The organism is Actinocrinis sp. (assembly GCF_035650855.1).
Lineage (GTDB): Bacteria > Actinomycetota > Actinomycetes > Streptomycetales > Catenulisporaceae > Actinocrinis.
Genome location: NZ_DASRGV010000288.1, coordinates 13,240 through 31,622, shown reverse-complemented (window position 1 = coordinate 31,622; position 18,383 = coordinate 13,240). Strand labels below are relative to the sequence as shown.

The 18,383-nt window shown below is 69.1% G+C and carries 14 protein-coding genes; 4 read left to right on the top strand and 10 right to left on the bottom strand.

Annotation, left to right across the window (positions count from 1 at the left end; translation table 11 throughout):
• Positions 1-21: 21 nt before the first annotated feature.
• Both VFB40_RS20545 and VFB40_RS20540 read right to left on the bottom strand, forming a co-directional pair.
• The gene (locus VFB40_RS20545; protein WP_324853105.1) at positions 22-2,001 is read right to left on the bottom strand and encodes a beta-galactosidase; all 1,980 of its coding nucleotides are present in this window, start codon (positions 1,999-2,001) and stop codon (positions 22-24) included.
• A 54-nt stretch (positions 2,002-2,055) separates the two neighbouring features.
• Positions 2,056-4,164, bottom strand: a complete 2,109-nt coding sequence (locus tag VFB40_RS20540; RefSeq protein ID WP_324853103.1) for a beta-galactosidase — start codon at positions 4,162-4,164, stop codon at positions 2,056-2,058.
• A gap of 216 nt (positions 4,165-4,380) precedes the next feature.
• On the opposite strand from VFB40_RS20540, the gene VFB40_RS20535 reads away from it, so the two are divergent.
• From VFB40_RS20535 to VFB40_RS20520, 4 genes are all read left to right on the top strand, one after another.
• On the top strand, positions 4,381-5,694 hold the full coding sequence (locus VFB40_RS20535) for an ABC transporter substrate-binding protein (protein ID WP_324853101.1): 1,314 nt from the start codon (positions 4,381-4,383) through the stop codon (positions 5,692-5,694).
• Positions 5,695-5,818: 124 nt separating this feature from the next.
• The gene (locus VFB40_RS20530; RefSeq protein WP_324853099.1) at positions 5,819-6,793 is read left to right on the top strand and encodes a carbohydrate ABC transporter permease; all 975 of its coding nucleotides are present in this window, start codon (positions 5,819-5,821) and stop codon (positions 6,791-6,793) included.
• Positions 6,790-7,671, top strand: coding sequence for a carbohydrate ABC transporter permease (locus VFB40_RS20525; protein ID WP_324853097.1), 882 nt, complete (start codon positions 6,790-6,792; stop codon positions 7,669-7,671). The genes VFB40_RS20530 and VFB40_RS20525 overlap by 4 nt, the downstream gene beginning before the upstream one ends.
• Positions 7,672-7,721: 50 nt before the next feature.
• Positions 7,722-8,765 carry a LacI family DNA-binding transcriptional regulator gene (locus VFB40_RS20520; protein WP_324853095.1) on the top strand — a complete coding sequence of 348 codons (1,044 nt, stop codon included), beginning with the start codon at positions 7,722-7,724 and terminating at the stop codon, positions 8,763-8,765.
• 253 nt (positions 8,766-9,018) lie between these two features.
• Here the strand turns inward: VFB40_RS20520 and VFB40_RS20515 are convergent, their stop codons facing one another.
• The 8 genes from VFB40_RS20515 to VFB40_RS20480 all read right to left on the bottom strand — a co-directional run bounded on the left by VFB40_RS20515 (position 9,019) and on the right by VFB40_RS20480 (position 18,323).
• On the bottom strand, positions 9,019-9,573 hold the full coding sequence (locus tag VFB40_RS20515; protein WP_324853094.1) for a GNAT family N-acetyltransferase: 555 nt from the start codon (positions 9,571-9,573) through the stop codon (positions 9,019-9,021).
• 494 nt (positions 9,574-10,067) lie between these two features.
• On the bottom strand, positions 10,068-10,466 hold the full coding sequence (locus VFB40_RS20510) for a hypothetical protein (protein WP_324853092.1): 399 nt from the start codon (positions 10,464-10,466) through the stop codon (positions 10,068-10,070).
• A 31-nt stretch (positions 10,467-10,497) separates the two neighbouring features.
• On the bottom strand, positions 10,498-10,863 hold the full coding sequence (locus VFB40_RS20505; RefSeq protein ID WP_324853090.1) for a hypothetical protein: 366 nt from the start codon (positions 10,861-10,863) through the stop codon (positions 10,498-10,500).
• Between the two features lie 20 nt (positions 10,864-10,883).
• Entirely contained in the window at positions 10,884-11,843 is a 960-nt protein-coding gene (locus VFB40_RS20500) for a carbohydrate ABC transporter permease (protein WP_324853088.1), read from the bottom strand.
• Positions 11,840-12,847, bottom strand: coding sequence for a carbohydrate ABC transporter permease (locus VFB40_RS20495; protein WP_324853086.1), 1,008 nt, complete (start codon positions 12,845-12,847; stop codon positions 11,840-11,842). Before VFB40_RS20495 ends, VFB40_RS20500 begins: the two co-directional genes overlap by 4 nt.
• A gap of 55 nt (positions 12,848-12,902) precedes the next feature.
• Complete coding sequence (locus tag VFB40_RS20490) at positions 12,903-14,198, bottom strand: ABC transporter substrate-binding protein (protein WP_324853084.1); 1,296 nt, start codon at positions 14,196-14,198, stop codon at positions 12,903-12,905.
• A 397-nt stretch (positions 14,199-14,595) separates the two neighbouring features.
• Positions 14,596-16,437 (bottom strand): ABC transporter ATP-binding protein, encoded by a 1,842-nt coding sequence (locus VFB40_RS20485; RefSeq protein ID WP_324853082.1) that lies wholly within the window; start codon positions 16,435-16,437, stop codon positions 14,596-14,598.
• Positions 16,434-18,323: an ABC transporter ATP-binding protein gene (locus VFB40_RS20480; protein WP_324853080.1), complete on the bottom strand. Its 1,890-nt coding sequence runs from the start codon at positions 18,321-18,323 to the stop codon at positions 16,434-16,436. The genes VFB40_RS20485 and VFB40_RS20480 overlap by 4 nt, the downstream gene beginning before the upstream one ends.
• Positions 18,324-18,383 lie beyond the last annotated feature (60 nt).

Here is an 18,383-nt window from a genome sequence, read left to right as displayed (position 1 = left end):
TGGTTTCATACACTCCGGTTGTTACATTTCTGAGTGATCCAGCACAAACGGATACACCGAGCCGTCCGCGCCGATCCGCCGCACTGTTTCGAGCGTGTCCGGCGTTTCCGTGTCGAACGCGACGCCGGCGTCTGCCGCGGCGCGCCGCAGGACTTCCCGCAGCGTCGCCGGGTCAAGCCGCGTGGAGACGTACCAGGCGTGCCCCTCGCCGAAATGATGCCGCGTCACCGCCGGGTGCCCGGCTGCCGGGCCGTCCGCGTACGTGAGCACCGCCTCGGCCCCGCGCAGTTCGACCGGCTCGCTCCACACGGTGCCGGTCCCGGTCCCCGTCGGCTCGGTTTCGCCATCGCCGCTTCCACCGCCGTCGCCTGCGGCTCGCACCGACACCGACTGTCCCGCTGCCAGCGGCAGGAACTCGTCCACGCGCACGCCGAGCACCTCCCGAAGCGCGCCCGGGTAGCCGCCGAGGTACACCGCGTCGTTCTCGTCCACGATCCCGGAGAAGAACGAGACGACCAGCGTGCCGCCGCCCTCCACGTAGCGCCGCAGGTTCGCCGCTTCCTCGGCACGCAGGAGGTAGGACTGCGGCACCACGACCAGCCGGTAGCGCGACAGGTCCATGCTCTGATGCGCGAAGTCGGCGGTCACGTGCGCCCGCCACAGCTGCTCGTAGTAGGCGAACTGCAAGTCGAGGAACCGCACGTCCACCGAGGGCCGCGAGTCCAGCTCCAGCGCCCACCACGACTCCCAGTCAAACAGGATCGCGGTGTCCGCCTCGATCCGCGAGCCGCGCACCTCGCCCAGCTCCCGCAGCCGCCTGCCGAGCTCGACCACGTCACGCCAGATCCGCGAGTCGGTGCCGGCGTGCGGAACCATCGCCGAGTGGTACTTCTCGGTGCCCGCCCGCGAGGCCCGCCACTGGAAGAACAGGATGCCGTCCGCGCCGCGCGCCAGGTGGGCCAGCGAGTTGCGGATCATCTCGCCGGGCAGCTTGGCGACGTTGCGCGGCTGCCAGTTCACCGCGCCGGTCGAGTGCTCCATCAGCAGCCACGGCGCGCCGCCGGCCAGCGACCGGCACAGGTCGGCGGCCATCGACAGCTCGATGTGCCGCACCGGCGAGCCGGCGGTGGTGTAGTGGTCGTCCGAGACCAGGTCCATCTCGCGCGCCCACGACCATAGGTCCATCGGCTTGTTCATCACCGCCATGAAGTTCGTGGTCACCGGCACGGCCGGGTTGTGCGCCTTCACGATGTCGCGCTGTGCTTTGAACAGTTCGAGCATCGAGGCCGAGCTGAAGCGCGCGAAGTCGAGTCGCTGCGCGTTGTTCGCATCGGCGGGAGCGTCGCGCGGCGCGTCGATCTCGTCCCAGGCGGTGTAGGTCTGGCCCCAGAATGCGGTACCCCACGCCGCGTTGAGCGCGTCCAGCGTGCGGTACTTCGTCTGTATCCACTCCTGGAACGCGGCAACGGAAGCCGGGCAGTAGCACTCGGACACGTGACAGCCGTACTCGTTGTGGATGTGCCACAGCACGACCGCAGGGTGGTCGGCGTACCGCGCGGCGAGCTGCTCAGCGATCCGATTGCACGCGGCAATGTACTCGGGCGCGTGCGGGCAGTACGTCTGCCGCGACGCACCGCCGAGCACCTTGCCGTCACGGGTCACCGGCCGGATGTCCGGGTGCGCCTTGAGGAACCAGGCCGGGGGAGCGGCGGTCGGCGTGGCCAGGTCGATCGCGATGCCGCCCTCGTGCAGCAGGTCGATGATCCGGTCCAGCCAGCCGAACTCGAACCTGCCCGGCTCGGGTTCGAGCTTGACCCAGGAGAAGATGCCGAGGCTGACCAGGTTCACCCCGGCCTCGCGCATCAGCGTGACGTCCTCGGCCCACACCTCCTCGGGCCACTGCTCCGGGTTGTAGTCCCCGCCGTACGCGATGCCGTCGAGCCGCGGCCAAGCCGTCCGCGCTGTGCCGTACCCCGCTGCCACCCCACCCGTGCCAGCCATCCCGATCTCCTTAACCGATCTTCCGCTTTCACCCGATCTTCCGCGCCGTTCGTATCACGCTTCCCGAACGACGCGCACGCTGCCAGCCGGTATGTGGACAGATCCGATGAACGCCTCACCAGTCAGCATGTCGACGCCTGAAGCAGCTACTGCAGCCTCTTGCTGCCCGTGATTGATCGCGAAGAGATATGACGTCTCATCGGATGCCTTACGGCGGACCAGTTCCAGCGTGTCGGGTGTCTCGGTATCGAAGGTGACGCCGGCGTCAGCCGCCGCAAGCCGCAGGATCTCGCGCAGCGTCTCCGCGTCCGGCCGCGTTGAGACGTACCAGGCGTGCCCGTTCCCGAAGCCGTGCCGCGTTACCGCAGGCTTGCCTTCCGCCGGGCCGTCCGCGTATGTGAGCACCGCCTCGGCCCCGCGCAGCTCGATGTCCTCAGCCCAGACCGTCGCCATGCCCGGGTACGGCTCCTCCAGCCGTCCCGCCAGCCGGACCGTCCAGTCCGCCCGCAGCGGCAGGAATTCCTCGACCAGCACGCCGAGCAGGTCGCGCAACGCTCCCGGATAGCCGCCGAGGTACACCGAGTCGTCCTCGTCCACGATCCCGGAGAAGTAGGAAACGACCAGCGTCCCGCCGCCGCGCACGTACTGCCGCAGGTTCTCGGCCCACTCCTCGCGGCACAGGTACATCTGCGGCACAACCACCATCCGGTACCGCGACAGGTCGGCGCTCGGGTGCGCGAAGTCGGCGCTGACGTGCGCACGCCACAGCGCCTCGTAGTAGGCGATCTGCCGCTCCTTGAAGTCCAGATCGACCGACGGCCGGAAGGTGTGCCCGAGCGCCCACCACGACTCCCAGTCCCACAGCAGCGCGGCCTCGGCCACCGTCGTGGAGCCCTGGACCGGGCGCAGCGCAGCCAGATCCGTGCCCAGGCCGACCACCTCCCGCCAGATCCGCGAGCCGGTCCCGCCGTGCGGAACCATCGCCGAGTGGAACTTCTCCCCGCCGCCGCGCGAGGCCCGCCACTGGAAGAACAGCGCCCCGTCCGCTCCGCGCGCCACGTGCGCCAGCGAGTTGCGCCGCATCTCGCCGGGCCGCTTGGCCAGGTTGCGCGGCTGCCAGCTGACCGCGCTGGTCGAGTGCTCCATCAGCAGCCAGGGACCGCCGCCGCCGACCGAGCGGGTGAAGTCCGCGCACAGGGCCAGCTCGATGTGGTTGTCCGGACGTTCCGCGGACAGGTAGTGGTCGTTCGCCGCGACGTCGGTCTGCGCCGACCAGGCCCAGAAATCCAGCGACTTGCAGTTGATCAGCTGGAGGTTCGTCGTGATCGGCACCTCGGGCCGCCCGGCGGCCGTCGTACGGGTCCTGATGACATCGCGTTCGGCCGTGTACAGCTCCAGCAGCGACTCGGAGGTGAAGCGCTGGAAGTCGAGCCGGTGCGTGGGATTCACATCGGCCATCGGCGCGCGGCGCGGCGCGTCGATCTGCTCCCAGGCCGAGTACTGCTGGCCCCAGAACGAGGTGGTCCACGCGGCGTTGAGCGCGTCAAGGCTGCCGTAGCGAGCCCGCAGCCACTCCCGGAAGGCAGCCGCGGAGACCGCGCAGTAGCACTCGGCGGTGGGTGAGCCGTACTCGTTGTGCACGTGCCACATGACTACCGCGGGATGGGCGGCGTACCGCGCCGCAAGCTGCTCAGCGATCTGCCGGCTGGCCGCGCGGTACTCGGGTGCGTGCGGGCAGTAGGTCTGTCGGGCTGAGCCGCCGAGCACGACGCCCTCGGACGTCACCGGCCGTACGTGCGGATACTGCGCGAGGAACCAGGCCGGTGTCGAGGCCGTCGGCGTCGCCAGGTCCACGGCGATCCCGGCCTCGTGCAGCAGCCCGATCACCCGGTCCAGCCAGCCGAACTCGAACCTGCCCGGCTCGGGCTCCAGCAGCGCCCAGGAGAAGATGCCGAGGCTGATCAGGTTGACCCCGGCCTCGCGCATCAGCGCGACGTCCTCGGCCCACACCTCCTCCGGCCACTGCTCGGGGTTGTAGTCCGCTCCGTAGGCGAGCGCGTCGAGTCGCGGCCATCGCGCAGCCGGAGACTGTGCGGCCGCGCTGCCCGTCGCGGCACCCGCAGCCGGCCCCGCCGCAGCCGCCTGCTCGACCTGGAGAGTCATCGAATACCTCTTGCTTCTACCCATACGACGCACTCGGTTGGGAGCGCTCACGGAACGGTAACGGACGAGTCTCGCTCTGTTCTAGCCCCGGGCGACCTCTTGACAGGAGAAGATCCTGTCATGAATCTGGGAGCGTTCACAACGCCGTAACGGGAAAGTTACCGCTCACCGCCCGGCTCATCCACCGCCCACCCTCATCCCCTCCCTGGAGTGGCAATGAAGCTCTCCCGCGCCGCCACCTCGGCTGCGTGCGCCGTCGCCGCGGTCGCCCTCGCGGCAGGCTGCTCGTCGTCAGGCAACCCATCCGCCACGGCCTCCACCGACTCGAATCAGAAGGTGAACCTGACCTTCTGGTCCTGGGTGCCGAACATGGACAAGATCGTGGCCGCCTGGAACAAGACGCATCCCAACATCCAGGTCACCTTCACCAAGGCGGCCGGCGGCGACCCGGAGCTTACGAAGCTGCTCACGTCGGGCAAGGCGCACACGATGCCGGACCTCGCGCAGGTCGAGTACCAGTCGCTGCCGACCCTGGTGTCCAACAACTACCTGGCCGACATCTCGCAGTACGTGAACAACATCAAGAGCGACTACCCGTCCGGCCTGTGGAACCAGGTCACGCTCGGTACCAGCTCCGTCTACGGGGTACCGCAGGACGCTGCTCCGCTCGCGTTCTTCTACCGCACCGACCTGTTCAAGCAGTACGGACTGACGCCGCCGACCACCTGGGCCCAGTACCAGACCGAGGCGGAGCAGGTGCACAGGGCACACCCGAACGTTTACATCGGCGACACCGCCACCACCGACGGCGGCCTGTTCTCCGGGCTGACCCAGCAGGCCGGGGCCAAGTGGTGGTCCGCCTCAGGCGACGCGTGGAGCGTCGGCATCGACTCGGCGGCCTCGCAGAAGGTCGCCTCCTACTGGGGCAGCCTGGTCAAGGAGGGCGCGGTCGACAACAAGACCGCGTGGACCGCGGACTGGAGCAAGGCGCTGGACAACGGCACGTACCTGTCGTGGATCGCGGCCGTGTGGGCGCCGGGCACGCTCGCCTCCGAGGCGGCGGACACCTCGGGCAAGTGGGCGATGGCCCCGCTGCCGCAGTGGAACGCGGGCGACCAGGTGACCGGGAACTGGGGCGGTTCGGCCACCTCCGTCACCTCGGACTCCAAGCACCCGCAGCAGGCCGCCGAGTTCATCACCTGGCTCAACCACGAGACCGACGGCGTCAACCTGCTGGTCTCCGACGGTAACGTCTATCCCGCCTCGCTCGCCGCGGAGGGCAGCTCCGCCCTCACCGTCCCGGCCTTCGTCGGCGGCCAGAGCGACTTCTACACGCTCGCGAAGCAGTACTCGCAGCAGGCTGCGACCGCGACCTGGGGGCCGGACGTGAACGTCGCCTACAGTGCCTTCTCCGACGCGTTCGGCGCGGCCGCGACCAACAAGGGCGACTTCCTGGCGGCGCTTGCCACCGTGCAGCAGAAGGTGGTCGCGGACATGAAGAGCAACGGGTTCACCGTCAGCGGCAGCTGACCGTACGGGAGCTTCCGCTCCTCATTACCACCGGCTCGTCAATTACCACCGGGTCCTGCGATCCGCCGCACCGGTCGCAGGGCCCGGTTTCAAGCCCGTATACCCAGATCCGAGGAGAAGCAACATGACGGCGACCGCTGTCGTCGACGCGCTCGGCGAGACCGGCAGCGCGCCGCGCCGGGCGCGCTGGAACCCGGCTCCGCGCCGCACCCCGTACGCCTTCCTGGTGCCGGCGATGGTGCTGTTCACCGCGGTGTTCCTCGTGCCACTGGGCTACACGGTGTACCTGTCCACCCAGAAGACGCAGATCCAGGGCCTGGGCCTCGGCCGGAACGCACGCAAGCAGGTGTTCACCGGTTTCGGCAACTACACGGCCGTATTCCACGACTCAGAGTTCTGGCACAGCATCCTGCGCGCGCTGCTCTACGGCTGCATCCTGATTCCGCTGATGCTCGGCCTGGCCACGGTTTTCGCGCTGATCCTCGACGCCCAGCGGGTCCGGTTCCAGCGTTTCGGCCGCATCGCGATCTTCCTGCCCTACGCGGTGCCCACGATCATCGGCTCGATGCTCTGGGGCATGATGTATCTGCCCTCTGTCTCGCCGTTCGCGTCCGTCATGCACACGGTCTTCGGGACGACGAGCGTCAACTTCTTCGGCGCGCACGCGGTGTACCTGTCCATCGCCAACATCGGCATCTGGGGCGGCACCGGCTTCAACATGATGGTGCTCTACACCTCGCTGCGCTCGCTGCCGCAGGAGGTGTACGAGGCCGCGCGGCTCGACGGCTCCAGCGAGCTGCAGATCGCGCTGCGCATCAAGCTGCCGATGATCCGGCCCTCGCTCATCATGACCGCGATCTTCTCGACGATCGCCACGCTCCAGGTCTTCAACGAACCCAACACCCTGCGACAGGTCTCCTACGGCGTGGTCTCGGCGACCTGGACGCCGCTGATGAAGGTGTATCACGACACGTACACCGGCGACGACGTGTTCGCCGGGTCGGCCGAGTCGATCATCATCGCGGTGCTGATGTTCGCCGTCTCGATCGCCGTGCTGCGCCTGACCAACCGCCACACCTTCGGAGGCGAATCCAAGTGACCACCCTCACCGCCTCCCCGCGCGGCTACGGCGCCCGCCGCGACCGGCGCCCCCGCCGCACCGCCCTGGTCCCGACCGCCGTGCTGCTCCTCGGCGCGCTCTACGCGCTCCTGCCGGTCGCCTGGGTCGTCGTCGCCTCGACGAAGAACAACACAGAGCTCTTCAACCTCTCCGCCTTCAAGCCGGGCTCCGCCCTGTTCTCCAACCTCAGTACCCTGACGTCCTATCGCGGCGGCATCTTCTGGAGCTGGATGTGGAACACGGCGATCTACGCCGGCGGCGGCGCGATCCTGTCCGCCGGGCTGTCCGCGCTGACCGGCTACACCTTCGCCAAGTACCAGTTCCGCGGCAAATCAGCCCTCTTCAACCTCATCCTGATCGGTGTGCTCGTCCCGGCCGTGGTGCTCGCCGTGCCGCAGTACCTGCTCGTCGCCAAGCTCAACCTGGCCGACACGTACTGGTCGGTGCTCATCCCCTCCATCGTGTCCCCGTACGGGATCTACCTCGCCCGGATCTACGCCGGCGCGTCCGTGCCCGACGAGGTCATCGAGGCGGCGCGGATGGACGGATCCAGCGAGTGGCGCACGTTCCTGCGCATCGGCGTGCCGATGATGGCGCCCGGCCTGGTCACCATCTTCCTGTTCCAGTTCGTCGCGATCTGGAACAACTTCCTGCTGCCGTGGCTGATGCTCAGCAGCGACACCAAGTTCCCGATCACCGTGGGCCTCTATACGCTGCTGAGCCAGGGCACCCAGCAGCCCGCGCTGTACACGGTCGTGATCACCGGCTCGCTGCTGTCGATCCTGCCGTTGGTCATCCTGTTCTTCCTGCTTCAGCGGTTCTGGCGGGTCGATCTGTCAGCGGGGTCGGTCAAGTGACAGACTGCTGGCACCAAGTCGGGTTGCGAACGGGAACAGGTGGGAGTGCGGTGAGCGGCAACGGCGTCGGCAACGGAGCGCCGCCGCGGCGTGCCCGGCCCACCATCGAAGACGTCGCGGCCGAAGCCGGAGTCTCGCGCGGCACCGTCTCGCGCGTCCTCAACGGCGGAGTCAACGTCTCGCCGGCCGCTCTCGCCGCCGTCAACAAGGCGATCAAGCAGACCGGCTACGTGGTCAACCACCACGCCCGCTCCCTGGTCACCCAGCGCTCGCGGTCCGTGGCGTTCATCCTCTCCGAGCCGCAGGAGAAGTTCTTCGAGGACCCGAACTTCCCGATCCTGCTGCGCGGCTGCACGCAGGCCCTGGCCGAGCACGACATGCCCCTGCTGCTCTCCATCGCGGGCACGGAGGAGGACCGCGAGCGGGTCGTGCGCTTCATCGCGGCGGGCCACATCGACGGAGCGCTCCTGGTCTCCACGCACGCGGGCAACCCGGTGGTGGACCGGCTGACCGGCCTCGGCGTCCCCGCGGTCGCGTGCGGCCTGCCGATCGGCCACGAGTACGACCTGGCCTACGTCGCGGTGAACGAGGCGGAGGGCGCGCGCCAGGCGACCGCGCACCTGGCCAAGCTGGGCAGGCGCCGGATCGCGACCGTGACCGGCCCGATGGACACGCCCGGCGGCCGTGACCGCCTCAAGGGCTACCAGGACGCGCTGCGCACGGCCGGCCTGCCCGCGGACGACTCGCTGGTCGCGCACGGCGACTACACCCGTGCGTCCGGCGAGGTGGCGATGATCAAGCTGCTGCAGGCGAACCCCGACCTCGACGCGGTCTTCGTCGCGTCGGACCTGATGGCGGTCGGCGCGATCGACGCGCTCACCGAGGCGGGCAAGCGAGTGCCCGAAGACGTGGCCGTCGTCGGCTTCGACGACTCCCCGGCGGCCCTCACCGCGCGCCCGCAGCTGACCACGGTCCGCCAGCCGTTCCGCCGGATCTCCCAGGAGATGGTCCGCCTGCTGCTCGCCCGCCTCGACGGCCAGGAACCGGCCGCGGTGATCCTCCCGACCGAGCTGGTCATCCGCGCGTCGGCCTGAGCTCCGGAACGGTCCTGTCCGCCCCTGCTGGCTTGGCGCTGAGCAGCTCCGCTTTATGACGCCTGCGGCTGGCCCGGCTCCACCTGATGACGCCTGCGGCTGGCGCGCTCCGCGCGGAAGATCACCCTCCCGCCCACCCTGCTCCGCGTCCTCGCTGGCGCTCGGCCGCTGCGCGAACCAGGGCGCCGCCGCGCACGCGCTGCGCGCTGAACGCTGCGCTGACCCTCCGGGCCGCTCCGCTACTAGCCAATGGTCACGTCGGATGGGCGTGTGCCCAGATCAGGCAGTCGTGCCAGGTGTCGTCTTCGGGCTCAGGTGACGTCCGCGTTCGACAGTGGTCCGCGATTCGCTGCTCGTACCGGTAACCGGCGCGCTCAGCCAGGCGCTGGGAGGCGACGTTGTCGGGGTTGATCTCCAACCAAATGCGGGTCAGTCCCGCGTCCCGGTGCGCCCACTGCGTGATCTCTTGGACCCCACGCAGCGCCAGGCCCTGCCGGCGGCTTTGCGGTCGTACCCAGTAGGCCAGTTCAGCGCTTCGCGGGCCATCGGGCATCAGTCCGAGCGCGCCGAGCAGTTCGCCGTCGTCGAGGATGCCGTAGGACGTCTGCGCTTCGGCGTCGGGATCCCAGTCGCGCAACGCGGCCTGCGCGTCGTTGAGCGTGTAGGGCCCGGCCGGGTGCGGTGACCACAGGGCCGGACCTGTTTCAGCGCTGGTGGCGCGCACCACGAGTTCGGCGTCGCGGCGGGTCAATGTGCGCAGTCGAAGGCCCGCGCCGAGGTCGAGGTCGAGGTCGGCGATCAGGTTCACGCGAACAGATCGTAGCTTTGTGGCTAGCGCCAAGCGAGGTTGGCGAGTTTGAGGCGCGAGGGTGACGGGGTGGTCGGCACTCAAGGCAACCCTGCGATGACATCTCCGCGACGCGGCCGGGCCGCCCACTAGCGTTTCGTTTTGAGCAGCGCACGGCCACAGACGCCCTTGAGCGCTGGGCGTCTCGCGATAGCTTTGCCGACGGCAGTCGCGGCAAGACCAGGACACGCGGCGTTGGTTTTCCTCACAGCCAAAACCGTGCACGCACGGGCCGGTCTACCCTCATCCGCCGTCGCCAAAGCTATCGCGAGACCGTCGAGGCAGCACGAGCGTCTGTGGTCGGCCACACGACGAGCGTCGCTACGGGTGGTTCCAGCAGCGCGACGAGGAATGTCATCGCGGGTTTTCGGGAGAGCGGAGCGGCCCGGAGGGTCAGCGCCGGTGCGAGTGGAAGTGCCGGTGCGAGTGGAAGTGCCGGTGCCGCCGGACCGTGCTCAAGCGCCCGGCTTGAACTCCTCGCCCGGCTTCAGCATCCGGAAGCGCAGCGCGGACCAGGTCTCATCGACGGCGACCTGGCTGATGGGGCGCATGCCGCGCTCGGCGAGGATCGGCCAGAGCGTGTCGCGGTTGATGTCCGCCTTGTTCGCCTTCGGATACGCGACCCAGAACACAGGCGGGGCCGCCAGTTCCGCATCGGCGTGCTTGCCGAGCAGCTGGCGCAGGTCTGACGCGCTGTCGGCGAAGAGCATCGCTGCGGTCGCCTCGCTCAGTGCCGGGACGAGCGTCGCGCCGTCCGGGAGCGGCGCGATGAGCGCGAGCCTGTCCTCGTGGGAGAGCCAGAGCGTCGTCTCCGGCTTGACGAGCAGCTTCTCGGCTACTGACTTGGCGGGCATGCCGCTCCTCGCTTCGTTCGCTTCACTTGCTTCACTCGGCCCAGTCCAGCTGCTTCTCCGGAACGCCCACCGTGCGCGCGTACTGGGCCGCGCGGGCACGGCCGGAGCGGTCGCCGCGGTTGTAGCGGAAGACGCGGTCGGCGAAGACCACGAAGACCTCGTCCCCGGCGGTGAAGCTGGCATACCAAGGGCCTGATTCGAGGCATTGCGCCAGCGCCGCGGCCAGGTCCGGGGCCTGCTGCTCCTCGGCCCCGAACTCCAGCAGCGTCCAGTGCGGCGGCTGACCGGGCGCCGGGTCGAGCACCTCGACGCCGGTCACCCGGTACAGCCGCAGCTCCAGTCCTTCCAGCGCCGCGCCGGTCCGCACGCTCTCGCCGACCAGGATTCCCGTCAGCATTCCCGGCCGCCTGCCTCAGATCAGCCCTTCACCGAGCCAGCCAGCAGGCCGCGCACGAAGTAGCGCTGAAGCGAGAAGAACACCGCGAGCGGGATGACGATGGACACGAACGCGCCCGCCGTCAGCAGCTCCCAGCGCCCGCCGAAGGAGCCGACCATCTGGGAGAGCCGCACGGTGAGCGGTTCCACCTGCGGCGTGCCTCCCGCGAAGGTCAGGCCGACCAGCAGGTCGTTCCACACCCACAGGAACTGGAAGATGGCGAACGCGGCCAGGGCCGGGGTCGCCAGTGGCAGCACGATCGTGCGGAACACCCGGAAGTGGTTGGCTCCGTCGACCAGACCGGCCTCGATCAGGTCCCGCGGCAGCTGCGCGATGAAGTTGTGCAGCAGGTACACCGCCAGCGGCAGCGCGAACATCGTGTGCGCCGTCCACAGCGACACGTAGGTGCCGCTGACGTTCAGCGCCGGGACGAGTGCCACGGTGCCGATGTGCGCTCCGCCGGAGAACAGCTGGAGCAGCGGCACCAGCGCCAGCTGCAGCGGCACCACCTGCAGCGCGAAGATGAAGAAGAACAGCGCGTCGCTGCCCCGGAACTTCACCCACGCCAGCACGTACGCCGCCATTGCGGCGATCGTCAGCGGGAACAGCGTGCCCGGGATGGTGATGGCGAGGGAGTTGACCAGGAACGGCATGATGCCGCTCGAGCCGCCGAAGTTGGCGCTCTGGAAGAGCACCGTGTCGTAGTTCGAGACGGTCAGGTGCGGGTGCGCGAACGCGGTCCACCAGCCGGAGGTGGCCGAGGCCCCGCCCGGCCGGAACGAGGCCACGAACAACCCGAAGGTCGGCACCGTCCACAGCACCGTGAGCACCAGGACGAGCACGGTGGCGATCGGGGAGGAGAAGGAGCGGCGCACCGCCTTCACCGCCGGCCCGGTCGGAGCGGTCTTGATCGGGGAGACGACTTCGGCGGGGGTACTCACCGGATCTGCCTTTCCCTGCGCAGCAGCACGATGTTGTACGCGACCAGCGGAAGGACTCCGGCGAACAGGATGACCGCGAGCGCGCTGCCCTTGCCGGTGTCGAAGTTCACGAAGGTCTGCGAGTACATGTCGTTGGCCAGCACCTCGGTCCCGAAGTTGCCGCCGGTCATCGTGCGGATGATGTCGAACAGCTTCAGGGTGATGATCATGACCGTGGTCAGCACCACGATCAGGGTGCTGCGGATCATCGGGAAGGTGATCCGGAACGCCATCGCCAGGCCGCGCGCGCCGTCCACCTTCGCCGCGTCGATGATGTCGTCCGGGATCGCCTTGATCGCGGCCGAGAGCACCACCATCGCGAACCCGGTCTGCGACCAGATCATGATCACCATCAGCAGGAAGTTGTTCAGCGGATGGCTCAGGATCCAGTTGGGCGGATTGCTCCAGCCCAGCTTGATCACGACCTGGCTGAGCAGTCCCGTCTGCGGCTGCCCGGGTGCCCGGTAGTCGTAGACGAACTTCCAGATGATCGACGCGCCGACGAACGAGATCGCCATCGGCATGAAGATCAGCGACTTGTACACCGCCTGGAACTTGATCCGGTCGACCAGGACGGCGAGCAGCAGCCCGAGCGCGGTGGCCACGATCGGCGCGATCAGGATCCACAGCAGGGTGTTGAGCAGTGCCTGCTGCGCCGAGCCGTTGGTGAAGGCCCAGCCGAAGTTCTTCCCGCCGACGAAGGTGGAGGAGTCGTCGCTGTAGAAGCTCAGGTAGATCGTGCGGATCGCCGGGATGACCAGCCCGACGGCCAGCAGGACCAGCGCGGGGCCGAGCAGCACCACGATGGTCAGCGGCCGGTGCAGCCGGCCGGTCGCCCGGCCGGCCGCGACGAAGATGATCAGCCCGATGCCGAAGAAGACCAGCAGTGCTTCACCGGTCTGGCCCAGCTTCGAGAAGGCGTCGCTCGCGGTGCTCGCAAGGATTACCTGCGTCTGCGCGGCCATCATCCGGCCTCCGAGGTGCGGAGGCCGGACGAGGCACTACTGGTTGAGCCGTACGTCACGAGCTGGGCCAAGCGCCGTCGATGTCGGAAGCGACCTGCTGGATGCTCTGGCCCTGGCCGAACCAGGCGGTGAACGACTTCCACTCCTGTCCCGCGCCGACGGCGGCGGGCATCAGGTCGGAGGCGTCGAACCGGAACGTGGCGTTCGGGTCGGTCAGGTACTTCGCGGACAGCTTGTCGATCGGGTCGGTGTACAGGGTCTGATCGACCTTCTCGTTGGCCGAGACCCAACCCGGGGCGACCTTGATGCGCGAGTCGGCCCACTGCGGGGTGGACAGGTAGTTCTGCACGGCCTGAACCTCGGGCCGCGAGGAGAACGCGGTCACGAACTCGCCGCCGCCCTCGACCGGGGTCTGGGTGTTGCCGGCGGCCGGCAGGTAGAACGCGAACGCGTCACCGTCCGGACCGACGTTGGTGCCGGTGGGCCACTGGGCCTCGTAGAAGGAGGCTTGCTGCAGCATCCAGCACTGGCCCTTGAGGATCGGCTTGCCCGCGTCCTGGAACGTGGTGGTCGCGATGGTCTTGACGTCGCCGAAGCCGCCGTTGACCCACGCCGGGTTCTGCATCCAGCCGGCCACGGTCTGCATGGCGGACTGGATCTGCGGGTCGGAGAACTTGATCTTGTGGCTGACCCAGTCGTCGTAAACCTGGCCGCCGTCCTTGCCGAGCACGATCTCCTCGAGCCAGTCGGTGGCCGGCCAGCCGGTCGCGGTGCCCGAGCTGATCCCGCCGCACCACGGCTTGCCCTTGCCCGCGGCCGCGATCTTCGCGGACAGCGACATCAGATCGTCCCAGGTGGTCGGCACGGTGTAGCCGGCCGCCTTGAACGCCTTGGGCGAGTACCAGACCAGCGACTTCATGTTCGCGCTCATCGGCGCGGCGTAGAAGGTGCCGTTGACGGTGGCGTACTGCTTCCAGATCGGCGCCCAGTTGTTCTCGTTCGAGACGGTCTCCGCCGGCGGCTTGACCACCTTGTGCGTCTTGACCATCTGGGCCAGCAGGCCGGGCTGCGGGATGACCGCGAGGTCCGGCGCGTTGCCGCCGGAGACGCGGACCGCCAGCTGCGACTCGAAGTCGTTGGAGCCCTCGTACGAGATCTTGATGCCGGTGCACTGGGAGAACTGCGCCCAGGACTTCTGCAGAGAGTCCGACTCGGGGCTGATGATCGAGGCGAACATCGTGACCGTGGTGCCGGAGTGGCCCGCGTAGGCCTGGTACTGCGCGCAGTCTCCGGTGAGGGTCGGAACGGCCTGCGCGCCCTTGGAACTGCTACTGCATGCGGCCGCTAACAATGAAGCGGAGGCGGCGGCGGTCAGCAATACGCGGCGCTTGGTCCGCGACCGCTTGCGATCGTCGTGGCTCCGGGTCGTGAGCCCCCGTGTGCCAGAGCTTGTGAACATCATCGTCCTCGATCCCTGACTCGCTGATTACCGGTGCGTCCTCAGGAAAGTCGTTGACTCGGCCCGAGAAACGACACCTGAGATGCAACCTTGCTTTTGTTGTCCCGTCCAGCGTTACTGGTGGATCAACCCGGTAACGATTCGGCCAACCCGTCCGGTGGTCGCGAGATCAGGCGAGGGGCGGGCCGGCGGCGGCCTCCTGCCTCTGAAAGTTTCACGAAAGGCGGTCCGATGGCTGCTTTTACCTGCTGAATTGGGCCGAACGGGTGGAAGTTGGGAATCTCGGCGGTTAATCGGAGTAAGCGGTCGCCTGGAGGGAGTAAAGCGAGGCATAGCGGGCGTCGGCGGCGAGCAGCCGCTCGTGGGTGCCGTGCTCGGCCAGCCGGCCGCCCTCCATGACCAGGATCAGGTCCGCTCCGGCGACCGTGGAGAAGCGGTGCGAGACCACCAGGGTGATGCCGCCGGAGTGCTCGGCGACCTCGCGAGCCCGCCGCATGTAGCGCTCGAAGATCGCGTGCTCGCTCGGCGCGTCGAGCGAGGCCGTGGGCTCGTCGAGGACGAACAGCAGCGGCGCCGGGCGCATGGAGGCGCGGGCCAGCGCGATCTTCTGCCACTGGCCCTCGGAGACCTCGACGCCGCCGAACTGCCGGCCGAGCCGGGTGTCCAGGCCGTCGGGCAGGCGGCGCACCAGTGCCTCCGCGTCGGCGTCGCTGACGGCGCGTCGGATGCGGGTGAGGTCGTCGACGGCTGCGATGTCACCGAACCCGACGGCCTCGGCGAACGAGGTGTGATACCGGCCGAAGTCCTGGAACGCGGCGCTGGTGACGGACCGCCAGGCCGCCGTGTCCAGATCGGCGAGGTCAGTGCCGTCGACGAGGATGCGGCCGCTGTCCGGGCGGTAGAGCTTGGTCACGAGCTTGACGAGCGTCGTCTTGCCGGAGCCGTACTCGCCGACCACGGCGACCACCGACCCGGCGGGCAGATGGACCGTCAGGTCGCGCAGTGCGGCCCGATCGGTGCCCGGATAGCTGAAGGTGACACGGTCGAAGGTGATGCCGGACGCGAGGCGGGCCGGCGGTTGCAGGCCCGGGCCGGCCAGCGCGCGCTGATCGTCCCGGTAGCGGCGCAGCCAGCGGAAAGGGCGCAGCAGGCGCGTATATCCACCGGTGTCCGCCGAGCGCCGGACGGCCTGCTCGACGATCATCCGCAGCTGCGTGCCTACCGTGACCGTGAGCACGATGTCGCCGATGCGCGCCGGGTCGTTCGCGGCGCTGTGCACGACGACCGTGAGCCCGCTGACGAAGCAGAGCGAGAACAGGCACCAGCCGGCCGCCTTCCACCCCGCCGCGCGGATGCGGGCCCTGATCCAGATCGCCTCGGCCCGGTCCGCGGCCGCGCGCTGGCGGCGCACGAGGTCGGGCCCGGCGCCGGTGACCCGCAGTTCCTTGCCGGCGGCCGGGGAGACGGCCAGCTCGAACAGGTCCCGCTGCAGCCTGCGGTCGGCCGAGCGGGCGACCTCCGCCGCCTTGACGCCCATCCGGCCGCGCCGCTCGAAGAGCACCGGGATCGCCCCGGCGGCCAGGATCAGGAAGAGCAGCGGGCTGACGCTGCCGAGCAGGCCGAGGGTGAGCGCGAGCCGGGCGATGAAGCCGACCGCCTCGACCGCCGCCCAGGCCGAGTCGACGATGCCCCAGGCGTTGTCCTCGACCAGGGTGAGCCGGTCGAGGTAGGCGGAGCGCTCGAGGTGGTCGACGGTCTCGATGCCGATCGCGCCGCGGCGCACCTCGGGCACGATCCGCCGCATCGCGACCACCTCGGCCAGTTCGATGCGCATCATGCCGCCGATCTCGCCGATGCACAGGTTCACCGTGTAAGCCAGCGCCGCGCCGAGCGCCCCGACGACGACGGCCGTGGCGGCGTGGTGCACCGAGCCGGAGACGACGGCGCGCAGGCCGACGCCGATGAGCGCGATGGCGCAGGTGTCCAGGACGAGCGCGCCGATCACGGTGAAGTACAGCACCTTGCTCTGCTGCCAGCTCGCCCGCATCAGCTCGCGCCAGAGCGCCAGCCCGGCTCGCAGATCCGGGCCGGAGACGTCGCCGGATCCGGCTGTCGTCGAATCGGCGGTCACAGCAGCTCTCCCTCTTCCAGGACGTCCTGGTAGCCGCGCACGAAGCGCTCGGCCTGGATGGCGAACATCTCGGCGTACCGGCCGCCGAGCGCGATCAGCTCGTCGTGCGAGCCGGATTCGACGGTCCGGCCGCCGTCGAGCAGCACGATGCGGTCCGCCTGGCGGACCGTGGAGAGGCGGTGCGAGATCAGCACCACGCTGACCTCGCCGGCCGCGTTGGCCAGACGCTGGAAGACCTCGAACTCGGTGCGCACGTCGAGGTGCGCCGTCGGCTCGTCCAGGACGAGAATGCGCGCGCCGGTCCGCACCGCGTAGAGCGCGCGGGCGAGCACGACTTGTTGCCACTGCCCGCCGGACAGGTCGACGCCGCTCTCCCGCGACTTGGATAGCGGCGTGTCCCAGCCGAGCGGGAGCCGTTCGAGCACGTCGACGAGGCCGGAGTCGCGTGCGGCGCCCTCCAGCACGTCCTGCGCCGCGGGGGCGTCGACCGCGCCGACGCCGAGCAGCACGTTCTCGCGGGCGGTCAGCGGATACTTCACGAAGTCCTGGAAGACGACGGACAGCTGCCGGCGCCACGCGGCGTAGCCGAGTTCCTCGATGTCGACGCCGTCGGCGGTGACCCGGCCCTCGGTGGGCTGGTAGAGCCCGGACAGGATCTTGGTCATGGTGGACTTGCCCGCGCCGTTCAACCCGACCACCGCGAGCAACTCGCCGGGCCGGATCTCGAAGCTAAGGCCGTCGAGGATCTTGCGCGTCGTATCGGGATAGGTGAAGCCGACCGACTCGAAGCGGACCAGAGGCGCCGGGTGGCCGTCCGGCGCGGCGGGGGCGGAGGCGGAAGGAGCGGGAAGGGCAGGCGCAGAGGCGGCGGAGGCGGACGCGAGCGGCATCGCGAGAATCCGCTCAAGCTCTTCGTAGGCTTCCATCACCGGCGTGGCGCCCTCGATCGCCATCGCGTCGTAGGTTCCGCCGATCGCCGCGAAGACGGACCAGGCGGACGTGAGCACCACGGTCTCTGCGGCGAGCGTGCCGTGCCCGTGCGCCGTCGCGAGGCCGACCCCGGCGAACACCACGGCCAGCGGCGCGAAGGTGAGGACCGCGATCAGCCACTTCGAGCGGGCCACCTTGTGGTGGCTGGCCCAGACCGGGTCGAGGTGCGCGTGCATGTGCCGCTGACCGCGGCTGACGAGCCAGCCCTCCAGGCCGAAGATGCGCAGTTCCTTGCCCTCCGACGGCGAGGTGGCGACCTTCCCCCAGTACTTGAACTGCCGGTTCTCGGCCAGGCCGCGCCGCCAGACCCGGAAGTGGGCGAGCCATTCGCGCCGGCCCAGCGCCCGCACCGCGAAGGCCGGCGCCACGATCACCGGCACCAGCCACCAGGAGAAGCGGGCGATGACGAGCGCGGAGGCGGCCATGCCCACGTAGCGCAGCATCAGCTGCAATTGGCTGAGCGCCCCGTCGGCCGGGGTCTTCTCGACCCAGGTGGTTGACTCCGCCGAGGCTGCTTTGATCAGGTCCTGCACGTGCGGCCGCTCCAGCTCGGTGATGGTCGGCGTGCCGAGCGCGAGCAGGGCCAGCCGCTCCCGGTGGGTCGCGTTGATCCGCGAATACACCACGTCGAGCACAGGCCAGTGCGCGGCCGCGATGAGCTGCGCGCCCACCAGGGTGGCGGCGAGGAAGATCAGCGGTGGCACGGCGTACGAGAACGCCCCCGGCTGTCCGGCGTGCGCCTCGATACGGCTGACAACGCCGGCGGTGGCGAGCGCAGTGGCGGCAGGCAGCAGCACGCTGACGACCAGTTGCGCGGTGTACAGCGTGGTGATCGGGTATCCGGCGTCCGGCAGCAGCTTCAGGAGCCTGATCCGGACGGCGAGGCTCGACGTCATACCGTCCTACACGGGTTCAGTGGGGGGGAAGGGACCCCACCCTGGTTTCGAACGCGACAC

Excerpts from the sequence above, each read along its gene's own strand:
- VFB40_RS20495 (WP_324853086.1), bottom strand. The coding sequence starts at position 12,847 with ATGGCCGCGCAGACGCAGGTAATCCTTGCGAGCACCGCGAGCGACGCC.
- VFB40_RS20480 (WP_324853080.1), bottom strand. The coding sequence starts at position 18,323 with ATGACGTCGAGCCTCGCCGTCCGGATCAGGCTCCTGAAGCTGCTGCCG.
- VFB40_RS20540 (WP_324853103.1), bottom strand. The coding sequence starts at position 4,164 with ATGACTCTCCAGGTCGAGCAGGCGGCTGCGGCGGGGCCGGCTGCGGGT.
- VFB40_RS20505 (WP_324853090.1), bottom strand. The coding sequence starts at position 10,863 with ATGCTGACGGGAATCCTGGTCGGCGAGAGCGTGCGGACCGGCGCGGCG.
- VFB40_RS20535 (WP_324853101.1), top strand. The coding sequence starts at position 4,381 with ATGAAGCTCTCCCGCGCCGCCACCTCGGCTGCGTGCGCCGTCGCCGCG.
- VFB40_RS20545 (WP_324853105.1), bottom strand. The coding sequence starts at position 2,001 with ATGGCTGGCACGGGTGGGGTGGCAGCGGGGTACGGCACAGCGCGGACG.
- VFB40_RS20530 (WP_324853099.1), top strand. The coding sequence starts at position 5,819 with ATGACGGCGACCGCTGTCGTCGACGCGCTCGGCGAGACCGGCAGCGCG.
- VFB40_RS20510 (WP_324853092.1), bottom strand. The coding sequence starts at position 10,466 with ATGCCCGCCAAGTCAGTAGCCGAGAAGCTGCTCGTCAAGCCGGAGACG.